The 11,811-nt window shown below is 56.9% G+C and carries 13 protein-coding genes; 9 read left to right on the top strand and 4 right to left on the bottom strand.

Features of this window, described 5'->3' with window-relative positions; all coding sequences use genetic code 11:
• The first annotated feature begins 80 nt into the window (after positions 1-80).
• The 4 genes from CRO19_RS02870 to modC all read left to right on the top strand — a co-directional run bounded on the left by CRO19_RS02870 (position 81) and on the right by modC (position 2,888).
• Positions 81-239, top strand: coding sequence for an AcrZ family multidrug efflux pump-associated protein (locus tag CRO19_RS02870; protein WP_097094525.1), 159 nt, complete (start codon positions 81-83; stop codon positions 237-239).
• Between the two features lie 128 nt (positions 240-367).
• Positions 368-1,141: a molybdate ABC transporter substrate-binding protein gene (gene modA / locus CRO19_RS02865; protein WP_097094524.1), complete on the top strand. Its 774-nt coding sequence runs from the start codon at positions 368-370 to the stop codon at positions 1,139-1,141.
• Positions 1,138-1,830: a molybdate ABC transporter permease subunit gene (gene modB, locus CRO19_RS02860; RefSeq protein ID WP_097094523.1), complete on the top strand. Its 693-nt coding sequence runs from the start codon at positions 1,138-1,140 to the stop codon at positions 1,828-1,830. The genes modA and modB overlap by 4 nt, the downstream gene beginning before the upstream one ends.
• The gene (modC, locus tag CRO19_RS02855; protein ID WP_097094522.1) at positions 1,830-2,888 is read left to right on the top strand and encodes a molybdenum ABC transporter ATP-binding protein ModC; all 1,059 of its coding nucleotides are present in this window, start codon (positions 1,830-1,832) and stop codon (positions 2,886-2,888) included. Before modB ends, modC begins: the two co-directional genes overlap by 1 nt.
• Before the next feature lie 56 nt (positions 2,889-2,944).
• On the opposite strand, the gene CRO19_RS02850 is transcribed toward modC, so the two are convergent.
• Positions 2,945-3,763 (bottom strand): pyridoxal phosphatase, encoded by an 819-nt coding sequence (locus CRO19_RS02850; protein ID WP_097094521.1) that lies wholly within the window; start codon positions 3,761-3,763, stop codon positions 2,945-2,947.
• Between the two features lie 148 nt (positions 3,764-3,911).
• On the opposite strand from CRO19_RS02850, the gene pgl reads away from it, so the two are divergent.
• A complete protein-coding gene (gene pgl, locus CRO19_RS02845; RefSeq protein WP_097094520.1) occupies positions 3,912-4,904 on the top strand; it encodes a 6-phosphogluconolactonase in 993 nt (330 codons plus the stop codon).
• Positions 4,905-4,974: 70 nt separating this feature from the next.
• Here the strand turns inward: pgl and CRO19_RS02840 are convergent, their stop codons facing one another.
• Positions 4,975-5,451 carry a kinase inhibitor gene (locus CRO19_RS02840; protein WP_097094519.1) on the bottom strand — a complete coding sequence of 159 codons (477 nt, stop codon included), beginning with the start codon at positions 5,449-5,451 and terminating at the stop codon, positions 4,975-4,977.
• Between the two features lie 29 nt (positions 5,452-5,480).
• The gene (gene bioA, locus CRO19_RS02835) at positions 5,481-6,776 is read right to left on the bottom strand and encodes an adenosylmethionine--8-amino-7-oxononanoate transaminase (protein ID WP_097094518.1); all 1,296 of its coding nucleotides are present in this window, start codon (positions 6,774-6,776) and stop codon (positions 5,481-5,483) included.
• 89 nt (positions 6,777-6,865) lie between these two features.
• Between bioA and bioB the strand changes: the two genes are divergently transcribed.
• The 4 genes from bioB to bioD are packed head-to-tail and all read left to right on the top strand — an operon-like array spanning position 6,866 to position 10,456.
• Entirely contained in the window at positions 6,866-7,897 is a 1,032-nt protein-coding gene (bioB, locus tag CRO19_RS02830) for a biotin synthase BioB (protein WP_097094517.1), read from the top strand.
• Positions 7,898-9,049, top strand: coding sequence for an 8-amino-7-oxononanoate synthase (gene bioF, locus CRO19_RS02825; RefSeq protein WP_097094516.1), 1,152 nt, complete (start codon positions 7,898-7,900; stop codon positions 9,047-9,049).
• Positions 9,033-9,788 carry a malonyl-ACP O-methyltransferase BioC gene (gene bioC, locus CRO19_RS02820; protein ID WP_097094515.1) on the top strand — a complete coding sequence of 252 codons (756 nt, stop codon included), beginning with the start codon at positions 9,033-9,035 and terminating at the stop codon, positions 9,786-9,788. Before bioF ends, bioC begins: the two co-directional genes overlap by 17 nt.
• Entirely contained in the window at positions 9,785-10,456 is a 672-nt protein-coding gene (gene bioD / locus CRO19_RS02815) for a dethiobiotin synthase (RefSeq protein ID WP_097094514.1), read from the top strand. The genes bioC and bioD overlap by 4 nt, the downstream gene beginning before the upstream one ends.
• Before the next feature lie 53 nt (positions 10,457-10,509).
• Here bioD and CRO19_RS02810 read toward each other — a convergent pair whose 3' ends face one another.
• Positions 10,510-11,226 (bottom strand): ATP-binding cassette domain-containing protein, encoded by a 717-nt coding sequence (locus CRO19_RS02810; protein ID WP_097094513.1) that lies wholly within the window; start codon positions 11,224-11,226, stop codon positions 10,510-10,512.
• Positions 11,227-11,811: the final 585 nt, after the last annotated feature.

The raw sequence follows: 11,811 nt of genomic DNA, 5'->3' as shown, positions 1-11,811 counted from the left end.
AAAGTAAAAGCACGAAAAGGGCAGTGCGTTTTTTTCTCTAACCGTTACAATCACTTTTTTATTTTCTGCGTGAGGTTTCCATGCTGGAACTGCTAAAAAGCCTGGCCGTGGCTATCATCATGGTGCCGATTGTGATGGCGATTATGCTCGGTCTGATTTATGGCCTGGGTGAAGTTTTTAACGTCATCTCTAAATTTGGCCGCCGCGAAGACCGCCCTGCCAATAGCTCACAACACTAATTCCTCAACGCCCGCATCTCGCGGGCGTTTTGTTTTTTAACTTCCGAAAAATCCTGCCGATAACAATCTCATGACGCATGTGTGCTCACGTTGTATTATCAAATATATAACGTAACAAGGAGCAACAAATGCAAAAAAATCATTACTGCTGGGCAGCTGCAACAGTTTTAAGTGTGACCCTGGCCGGTCAGGCTGTGGCCGCGGAGAAGATCACCGTGTTCGCCGCCGCGTCATTGACTAATGCGCTGCAGGAGATCGCCACGCAATACCAGAAGAAAACCGGCGTTGAAGTGGTCTCTTCTTTTGCCTCTTCATCGGTGCTGGCGCGCCAGATTGATCAGGGGGCACCTGCCGATCTGTTCATCTCAGCCGATCAGCAGTGGATGGACGATGTCGTCGGTAAAAACAGCGTAGTAACCCGCACGCGCTACACGCTGCTCGGCAATGATTTAGTACTGATTGCACCCAAAAGTGACGCAGCGAAAACGGTTACCATCAATAACCAAACCGATTGGAAGAGTTTGCTAAAAGGCGAGCGGCTGGCGGTGGGCGATCCGGATCACGTACCAGCCGGAATTTATGCCAAAGAAGCATTACAGAAACTGGGCGCGTGGGACGCTTTATCCCCGCAGCTGGCGCCAGCGAATAATGTGCGCGCTGCGCTAGCACTGGTTGAACGTAACGAAACGCCTTACGGCATCGTTTATGGATCGGATGCCGTTGCCAGCGAAAAAGTGCAGGTAGTGGGACGTTTCCCGGAAGATAGCCACAAACCTGTGGAATATCCGATGGCGATTGTCAAAGATCATCAGAACGCAACGGTAGAAGCCTTCTACAACTATTTGCAGGGGCCGGATGCCGCTGCAGTGTTTAAACAGTATGGATTTACGCCGAAGAAATGATACTGAGCGATCCCGAATGGCAGGCTGTGTTTCTCAGCCTGAAAGTTTCCTGTGTAGCGGTGCTGTGCAGCCTGCCGTTTGGCATCATGATGGCCTGGATTCTGGCGCGCTGCCGGTTTCCAGGCAAAACCCTGGTGGATAGCCTTATTCACCTGCCGCTGGTATTACCGCCCGTGGTGGTGGGATACCTATTGCTGATCGCGCTGGGCCGACGCGGCTTTATCGGCGAATGGTTATATGACTGGTTCGGCTTCACCTTTGCCTTTAGCTGGCGCGGTGCGGTGTTGGCATCCGCGGTGATGGCCTTTCCGCTGATGGTGCGGGCTATTCGCCTCGCACTTGAAGCGGTCGATACCAAACTGGAGCAGGCGGCGCGTACGCTTGGCGCCGGACGCTGGCGTGTGTTCTTCACCATCACCATTCCGCTCACTTTGCCGGGCATTATTGTCGGGACAGTACTGGCCTTTGCCCGTTCGCTGGGCGAATTTGGCGCGACCATCACTTTTGTTTCCAACATTCCCGGCGAAACGCGCACCATTCCGTCGGCGATGTTTACTTTGATTGAAACGCCCGGTGCGGAAGGCACGGCTGCCCGCCTGTGTGCTGTGGCGATTGCGTTGGCGTTGATGTCGCTGGTGGCATCCGAACTGCTGGCGCGCTGGGGCCGCAAACGGCTGGGAGCCGCATAATGCTCAATCTGCAAATTTCTCAACAGCTGGGCGATCACCAGCTCGACGTCAGCGTCAGCATCCCCGGCAGCGGTATCACGGCGATTTTCGGTGTCTCCGGTGCAGGTAAAACCTCATTAATTAATGCCATTGGCGGCCTGACTCAGCCGCAGCGCGGTCAGATTCAGCTGAACGATCGTCTGTTGTTTGATGCGGAAACGCGGGTCAATTTGCCGCCGGAAAAGCGCCGTATTGGCTATGTGTTCCAGGATGCGCGCCTGTTCCCGCACTATCGCGTGCGCGGCAACCTGCAATATGGCATGGCGGCATCAATGAAACCGCAGTTCAACGCGCTGGTAGCGCTGCTCGGTTTAGAGCCGTTGCTCAGTCGTTTTCCGGCCTCATTGTCGGGTGGAGAAAAACAGCGCGTGGCGATTGGCCGCGCATTACTGACTGCGCCAGATATTTTGCTGATGGATGAACCACTGGCATCGCTGGACTTGCCGCGCAAACGTGAGCTGATGCCCTATCTGCAAAAGCTGGCGAAGCAGGTGGATATTCCCATCCTTTACGTCACACACAGCCTTGATGAAATTTTGCAGCTGGCGGATAACGTGCTGGTGCTGGACGCGGGCCAGGTAAAGGCGTTTGGGCCACTGGAGAAAGTGTGGAGCAGCTCGGCAATGCGACCGTGGCTGCCGATGGCTGAACGCACCAGCGTACTGCGTGTGCAGGTGCTGGAGCAGCATCCGAATTACCCGATGACGGCGCTGTCGCTCGGCGATCAGCACATTTGGGTCAGCCGCGTGAATCATCCCCTGAAAACACCGCTGCGTATTCGCATCGCCTCGGCCGATGTGTCGCTGGCGCTACAGCCACCGCAAAATACGTCGATTCGCAATATCCTGCCGGCGAAGGTGGTCGAGCTGCTGGAGATTGACGATCAGGTGGAAGTGAAACTGCGTATTGGCATCAGCGAGCTGTGGGCGCGTATTTCGCCGTGGGCGCGAGATGAGCTGGGGATTCGTCCCGATCAGTGGCTGTATGCCCAGATTAAAAGCGTGTCGATTACGGCATGATTTATTGCGCGGTTTGATAAAATCGGCGCAATAAATTGCGCCGCAACATCCTTCGGTTACAGGATTTCCTGGTTGATCACTTCAGCGATGCCCGGTTCCACATTGGTACCAATCACCTTTTTGGCGCGCGCTTTGATCGCGTCATCGGCATTGCCCATCGCCACACCTAATCCCACCTGTTCCAGCATGCTGAGATCGTTATAGTTGTCGCCAAACGCCAGCACGTCTTGCATGCTGAAGCCCTGGCTCTCCACCCACTGAGCGAGGCGCTTGCCTTTACTGTTTCCTGCCTGCGCGATATCCACCTGATCGTGCCACGACCATTCGCACGCCAGACCGAGTTCGGCTTCGGTGCGCTCGGCAAACTGCTGCAGTGCGCGCGTATCGGGGTGCGACAGCGCAAATTTCCAGATCGATTTGGCTTCAATGGCGGCCTGCGCCAGGCTTGGCACCTGCAGGAACAGCGGGCGCTGCGCTTCCGGCAGTGACTGCGCCCAGTTCAGCGTACGCGTTACGTGGCCAGTTGGCGTGTGATACAGCATCGCGTCATCGACATACAGCAAGCCGTGAATATTCTCTTCATCCAGCATCTCAATCACACGCGCAGCTTTGCTTTTATCCAGCGGATCGGCAGCCAGCACCCTCTTCGCCGAATAATCATACAAATAGGTGCCATTACAGCAGATTGCGGGTGTATCCAGCTTAAGTGCCTGATAAAAAGGGTGGATAGCGCAGTGGTGGCGACCGGTAACGATCAGCACTTTGACGCCCGCCTGTTGCGCGCGGGACAGCGCTTCAATGGATTCTGGCAGAATGGTTTTATTCGGGGTCAGCAGGGTGCCGTCGAGGTCAAGGGCGATTACGCGGTAGCTCATTACACTTTCCGTCCGGGAGTTAGCAAAGCGTTAAGTCTACACCCGGCAGCGGCCCTGAGACAAAAAACAGGGCACAAATGAATCCAGCGCGACAAAATGAAACGCGCTACAGTTATCCCTTTCATCAGGCAGCGAATAAGGAAAACGCATGAAACAAGTCGTGTATACCGCCAGTCCCGAGAGCCAGCAGATCCACGCCTGGCAGTTACAGGAAGATGGCGCACTGACGTTATTGCAGGTAACGGATGTTGCCGGGCAGGTGCAGCCGATGGTGGTGAGCCCGAAAAAAGATTTTCTCTATGTCGGTGCTCGTCCGAATTTTCGTGTACTGGCGTTCCGCATTGCGGCCGACGGTACGTTGAGCCTGGCCGGCGAAGCGCCGCTGCCGGGCAGCCCAACGCACATCTCCACCGATCGTCACGGCAACTATCTGTTCTGCGGCTCGTATAACGATGCCTGCGTCAGCGTCAGCCCAATTGGTAGCGATGGCTTGCCGCAGGCACCAAGCCATGTGATTAACGGTTTAGACGGCTGCCATTCAGCAAATATTGACCTGAACAACCAAACGCTGTTCGTACCGGCACTGAAGCAGGATCGCATCTGCCTGTATCAGCTGAATGCCGATGGAACGCTGGCGCCGCGTGAACAAGCGCAGGTCACCACCGTTGAAGGTGCGGGTCCGCGGCATATGGCGTTCCACCCGAACGGTGCCTACGGTTACGTGGTCAATGAGTTGGATAGCACGGTGGATGTCTGGGCATTAAACAACGTACACGGCCAGGTCGAGCGCGTGCAGAGCCTTGATATGATGCCGCCAGACTTCAGCGACACGCGGTGGGCCGCCGATATTCACATTACGCCAGATGGCCGTTTCCTTTATGCCTGCGACCGTACCAGCAGCACCATTACCGTGTTCAGCATCAGTGAAGATGGTGCCGTGCTGGCGATTGAAGGTTTCCAGCCAACGGAAACGCAGCCACGCGGTTTCAACATTGACCATAGCGGACAATATCTGGTCGCGGCAGGGCAGAAATCGCACCATATCGAAGTGTATAAAATCCAGGAGCGCGGCCTGCTGCATCCGCTGGCGCGTTACGCGGTAGGACAAGGTCCGATGTGGGTCGTCATCCACCAACTGTGATATTAGGTGCGCATAAATGCGCACCCTACAAAATCCGTCGTAGGGTCGCCATTAATGGCGACCTTTCTTATTATGCGTATTTCACCGTAATCGACGCGCTGGCTAGCGCATGAAAATGCACGTTAAAACCAACCATCGCGCCACTCGCACCTTCATCCACCTCAATCTTGTCCGTATCCAGCGCATGCACCGTAAAGATGTAGCGATGCGATTCGCCCTGCGGTGGAGCGGCGCCGCCATAGCCGCTTTGGCCAAAATCGGTGCGTGTCTGAATGGCGCTTTCTGGCAGTTCCGCCACGCCAGAACCGGCACCTTGCGGCAGTACGGTTACTTCGGCGGGAATGTTCGCTACCACCCAGTGCCACCAGCCGGAGCCCGTTGGCGCGTCGGGATCGTAGCAGGTCACGACAAAGCTTTTGGTGCCCGCCGGGACATCATCCCATGCCAGATGCGGTGACAAATTGTCGCCCTGATAACCCATCCCATTGAAAACGTGCCGCTCTGGCATCTTATCGCCATCGTTAAAATCCTGGCTGAATACACGCATGATCGCTCCTTTGTGGTTGTGCAGTGTTCTCAATCATGGTGGAAATGCGCCGCAACATCCAGTGCCGCGCTGACCGCCCGTGTGAGCTGCGTCAGCTCGGCGGTAGAAATCAGATAAGGTGGCATCAGATAAATCAAACGGCCAAACGGACGGATCCACACCCCACATTGCACAAAGAACTGTTGCAGCGCCGCCATGTTCACCGGCTTATGCGTTTCGATCACGCCAATCGCCCCCAGCACGCGGGCATCGGCTACCGCGTGATGACTGCGCAGCGGCAACAGTTCCGCGCGTAACTGCTGTTCAATGTGGGGCACCTGTGTCATCCAGTGACCTTCATTAATCATCGCCAGACTTTCCACCGCCACCGCGCAGGCCAGCGGGTTGCCCATAAAGGTTGGGCCATGCATAAAGCAGCCTGCCGCGCTGCGGCTGATGGTATCGGCGACTTCACGCGTAGTGAGCGTAGCGGATAGCGTCAGAGTGCCCCCGGTCAGCGCTTTGCCGAGGCAGAGAATGTCCGGCGTGATACCCGCATGGTCGCAGGCAAATAGCTTGCCGCTGCGGCCAAAGCCGGTGGCGATCTCATCGGCAATCAGCAATAAACCGTAGCGATCGCACAGCTCACGGACCTGCTGCAGATAACGCGGGTGATAGAAGCGCATGCCGCCTGCGCCTTGCACAATCGGCTCCAGAATGACCGCCGCGATGTCACGATGATGGGTTTCGGCCAGCTGCGCGAAATCGGCGAAATCGGCCTCATTCCACTCAGCATCGAATGCGCACTGCGGCGCGTCGGCAAACAGGTGCTCCGGCAAATAGCCACGCCACAGGCTGTGCATGGAGTTTTGCGGATCGCACACCGACATCGCGGCAAAGGTGTCGCCATGATAACCGCGTTTCAGCGTGAGGAATTTCTGTCGCGTTTGATTACGTCCCAGCCAGTATTGCAGAGCCATTTTCATCGACACTTCGACAGCGATCGAACCGGAATCAGCAAGAAATACGCACTCAAGCGCCTCGGGCGTCATGGCAATCAGCTGGCGGCTTAGCTCAACTGCTGCCGGATGCGTAATCCCGCCAAACATCACGTGCGACATCTGCGCCATTTGCTGCTGCAGTGCCTGGTTAAGACGCGGATGATTATAGCCGTGAATCGCTGCCCACCATGACGACATGCCATCCACCAGTTCACGTCCATCGGCCAGCTGTAGCTGGCAGCCGTGCGCTGCCACCACCGGATAACAGGGCAGGGGATCGCGCATCGACGTATAGGGATGCCAGATATGCTGGCGGTCAAAGTTGAGGTCGTCCTGAGTGAACATGCGTATTGTAAACCATTTTAAAAAGATTTAGTTTACAAGTATAACCACGTTAATCGTCGGGATGAACCCCCTTTTTTTTGGAGTAAGCAATGGCAAACCGCTGGACACTGGCACAAGCTCAGGCACTTTTCGAAAAACCTTTCCTTGAGTTGATGTTTGAAGCGCAGCAAGTGCATCGTCAACATTTCGATCCACGCCAGGTGCAAGTCAGCACGCTGCTGTCGATCAAAACCGGCGCCTGTCCGGAAGATTGTAAATACTGTCCGCAGAGCGCGCGCTACAAAACCGGTCTCGAATCCGAACGTCTGATGGAAGTGGATGCGGTGCTGGAATCGGCGCGCAAAGCCAAAGCCGCCGGCTCAAGCCGTTTCTGCATGGGCGCGGCGTGGAAAAATCCGCACGAGCGCGACATGCCCTATCTGCAGCAGATGGTGCAGGGGGTGAAAGCGATGGGCATGGAAACCTGCATGACGCTCGGCACGCTGGATGGCAGCCAGGCGCAGCGCCTTGCTGAAGCCGGCCTCGATTTCTATAACCACAACCTCGATACCTCGCCAGAATTCTACGGCAACATCATCACCACGCGCAGCTATCAGGATCGCCTGGATACACTGGACAAAGTGCGCGGCGCGGGCATCAAAGTGTGCTCGGGCGGCATCGTGGGCCTGGGGGAAACGGTGAAAGATCGCGCCGGTTTGCTGGTGCAGTTGGCTAACCTGCCGACGCCACCGGAGAGCGTGCCAATCAACATGCTGGTGAAGGTGAAAGGCACGCCGCTGGCGGATAACGAGGATGTGGAACCGTTCGACTTTATCCGCACCATTGCGGTGGCGCGCATCATGATGCCATCGTCGCACGTGCGTCTCTCTGCCGGTCGCGAGCAGATGAGTGAGCAAACCCAGGCAATGTGCTTTATGGCCGGGGCTAACTCGATCTTCTACGGCTGTAAACTGCTCACCACGCCAAACCCGGAAGAGGATAAAGATCTGATTCTTTTCCGCAAACTCGGCCTCAATCCGGAACATACCGCGACAACGGCGGGGGATAATGAGCAGCAATATCAGCTCAGCGAACAACTGCTACAGGCGGATACCGAGCAGTTCTACAACGCGGCTGTGTAAATGGGCTGGTCACAACGTATCGATCACGCGCTGGCGGCGCGGCGGGCCGCCGATGGCTGGCGGCAGCGGCGTCCCATCGAACATAACAACGTGCGGGAAATTACGCTCGACGGCCAACGCTATCGGCACTTCTCCAGTAACGACTATCTCGGCCTGAGCCAGCATCCGGCGGTTATCGCCGCGTGGCAGCAGGGCGCGGCTGAGGCGGGCGCAGGTGCAGGCGCATCCGGTCACGTTACCGGCTACAGCCGCCATCACGCCAAGCTGGAGGAACAGCTGGCCGATTGGCTGGGCTATTCGCGCGCGCTGCTGTTCATTTCGGGATTTGCCGCCAATCAGGCGGTGATCCATCTGCTGGCGGAAAAGCAGGATCGCATCTTTGCCGATAAGCTGGCGCACGCGTCGCTGCTGGATGCAGCCAGCCACAGTCCGGCCAGCCTGCGCCGCTTTGCCCATAATCAGCCGGCAAGCCTGGCGAAACTGCTGGCGACGCCATCAGACGGTGGCACATTGGTGGTCACAGAAGGCGTTTTTAGTATGGATGGCGACAGCGCGCCGCTCGCGGCTATTGCAGAACAGACGCGGCATGGCAACGGCTGGCTGCTGGTGGATGATGCGCACGGCATCGGTGTTACCGGTGCACAAGGGCGCGGCAGCTGCTGGCAGCAACAGGTGAAGCCGGAACTGCTGATCGTCACCTTTGGCAAAGGGTTTGGCGTCAGTGGTGCCGCGTTGCTGTGCGATGATGCGACCGCCGATTACGTTGAACAATTTTCCCGCCATCTGATCTATTCCACCGCCATGCCGCCGGCGCAGTGCTATGCCCTGCTGGCGGCGCTGCGGCAGATTCAACAAGGTGATGCGCTGCGTGAACGGTTGCACAGTCACATTGCGCGCTTCCGCGCCGGCGCAGCGGATTTACCGTGGCAGCTGGTCGCTTCAGACAGTGCGATTCAGCCGCTGATCGTTGGCGAAAATAGCGCGGCGCTGGCGCTGTCGCAGCGGCTGGCGCAGGCCGGCTGTTGGGTGAGCGCGATCCGTCCGCCCACGGTGCCACCGGGTACCGCGCGGCTGCGCATCACGCTCACCGCTGCACATCACACCGATGATATTGATCGACTGCTGGAGGCGCTGTATGACGCTGCAGGTTAACAAGCAGGCCGTGGCGCAGGCTTTTGGTCGTGCGGCCGCACATTACGAACAGCATGCGCAGCTGCAGCGACTGAGCGGTGATGCGCTGCTGGCGCGGGCACCGGCTGGTTTTGGTCCGCATCTGCTGGATGCCGGTTGCGGCACCGGCTGGTATAGCCGCTACTGGCGCGATCGCGGGCGTACGCTGACCGCGCTCGATCTCTCACCCGATATGCTGCAAACGGCGCGCGAACAGCAATCGGCGCAGCATTATCTGCTGGGTGATATTGATGATGTGCCGCTAGCGGATGCCAGCGTTGACGGCGTGTGGAGCAACCTGGCAGTGCAGTGGAGCAGTGATTTGTGCACTGCGCTGCAGCAGTTTTTGCGCGTCACGCGCCCAGGCGGCACGGTGCTGTTCTCCACGCTGCTCGACGGTTCGCTACACGAAGTGCATCACGCATGGGCGCAGTTGGATGGTCGCCGCCACGCCAATCGTTTTCTCAGCGCAGCGCAGTTGCGCGCGGCCACCGCAACGCTACCGATGCAGGCAGAGCAGCAGATCGTTATGCTGCATTTCCCCAGTGCGCTTAGCGCCATGCGTTCCCTGAAAGGCATTGGTGCTACGCATCTGCACGACGGACGCGGCAGCAGCGTGCTGACACGTACTCAGTTAGCAACACTTGAGCAGCACTGGCCGCAGGATGAGGCCGGTTACCGCCTGAGCTACCACTTGATGTATGGAGTTTTAACGAAATGACACGCTGGTTTATTACCGGAACCGATACCGAAGTAGGCAAAACCGTGGCCAGCGGCGCACTGTTGCAGGCGGCGAGCGCCGCAGGATTGCGCACCGCTGGCTATAAACCGGTGGCGTCCGGCTGTGAGATCACACAAGAAGGCGTCCGCAACAGTGATGCATTGGCATTGCAGCGCTACAGCAGCGTGCCGCTACGCTACGAGCAGGTGAATCCGCTGGCGTTTGTCGAGCCGACTTCACCGCATATCATCAGTGCAGAAGAGGGCAGGCCAATTGAATTTGCCGCACTTTCTGCTGGCTTACGCGTGCTTGAGCAGCAGGCGGAATGGGTGTTAGTGGAGGGCGCGGGCGGCTGGTTTACGCCGCTATCGGACACGCAGACCTATGCAGATTGGGTTGAAGCCGAGCAGCTACCCGTAATTCTGGTCGTGGGCGTAAAGTTAGGCTGCATCAACCATGCGCTGCTTACCGCTGAGGCGGTGAAAGCGCGAGGTTTATGCCTGGCGGGCTGGATTGCCAATGATATCCAGCCGCCGGGCAAACGCCATCAGGAATATATGGCCACGCTGCGTCAGCGCATTGACGCGCCGTTCCTCGGTGAGATCCCGCACCTCAGCGATGAGGCGCAGCAAGGCGATTGCGGGCGCTATCTGACACTGCCGCAATAATCCAGGTCGCCATGAATGGCGACCCTACGATGCCAGATGCCGTTTTGTACTATCTACGTCACCGTTAACCACTTATTTACGGTGATGTCATCCAACTGCGCCATTTTGCCGTGCGCCACGTTGCGTCCACGATGCAGCAGCAGAAAATAGTCGGCAACGCGGCGGATGAATGACACGTGCTGCTCCAGCAACAGAATCGTCAGACCGTATTCGCGGTTAAGCCGTCGGATAAGATTGCCCATCTCCTCTTCCAGCCACGGCGACATGCCTTCCGTTGGTTCATCGAGAATCACCAGCTTGGGTTGCAGCACCAATGCGCGCGCCAGGGCCAAATGCTGCTGTTGCTCCATCGGCAGTTCGCCGCTGCGCTGGTGGCGCATCGAATAGAGCGCCGGAAACAGATCAAAGACCATTTCCGGAATCGCACGGCTGCGATCGTCCTGCGCTGCCATTAGGGCAATCAGCAGGTTATCTTCCACGCTCATCTGCGAGAAAATGTGCCGCCCCTGCGGGACATAACCAATCCCGGTGCGGGCACGCATCTCGGCCGGTTGCAGCAGTAAATCCTCCGGCGGCGAGCCATCTTCTTGCCAGGTCATCGAGCCGCTGTTGATAGGCAAGCGGCCCATAATGCAATTAACCAACGTGGTTTTACCCATGCCTGGGCTGCCCAACACGCCGGTACAGGTACCCGGCGGCAGATCGAGATCCACATCCCACAGAATGTGATTTTGACCGTAAAACTGATTCACCGAACGTAAACTCAGCATCTGACATTCTCCTTCCAGATTATTAGCCTGAATGCTCCCGCTCTGTGTCGTCTGGCATACAGTCGTGCACGATTGATGGACACCGCTGTCGTCGGCAAAAGCCGAGGAGGACGCGTTACTCCCTGGCTTTAAACACTGCAATTCCCAGGCCAGGTTGGAAATGGAAACCGAGCAGCGCCTAAAAACGGCAAAATCAAGGTTCGAAAGTTGAGAAATGCTTAACAATTCCATGCGGTGACAAACCGGCTGCACTTCGACAGTGCTGATGGCTTAACGTTTCTGGTGCATATGATCGTTCGTAAGGCAATAACTTAGGAAAAAGTGGTATTAAAAAGGCGCGTTTCCCCTTCACAATGGGGGAGCAGAGAGGAGAAAAAGGGAGTTAAGGCTATCCGACCGGTGAGAAAAAAAAGACGAAAAATTTTTTTTTTGCCCTGAAGACGACCTGCAAGAAAATTATACACAGCTGATGGGCTTTGGGCTGGATTCACTTATCCACCATTACTGTGGATAACCTTGTGCATTAGCGACTGAAAACCGGGCGCAAGCGAGTAAATTCGCGGCCTTCATACATTATGATGAGAA

The sequence above is a fragment of the Candidatus Pantoea floridensis genome (genome assembly GCF_900215435.1).
Taxonomy (GTDB): Bacteria; Pseudomonadota; Gammaproteobacteria; order Enterobacterales; family Enterobacteriaceae; genus Pantoea; species Pantoea floridensis.
Note: the sequence above shows the minus strand (reverse complement) of the source record. Positions and strands in the feature narration are given on the sequence as shown.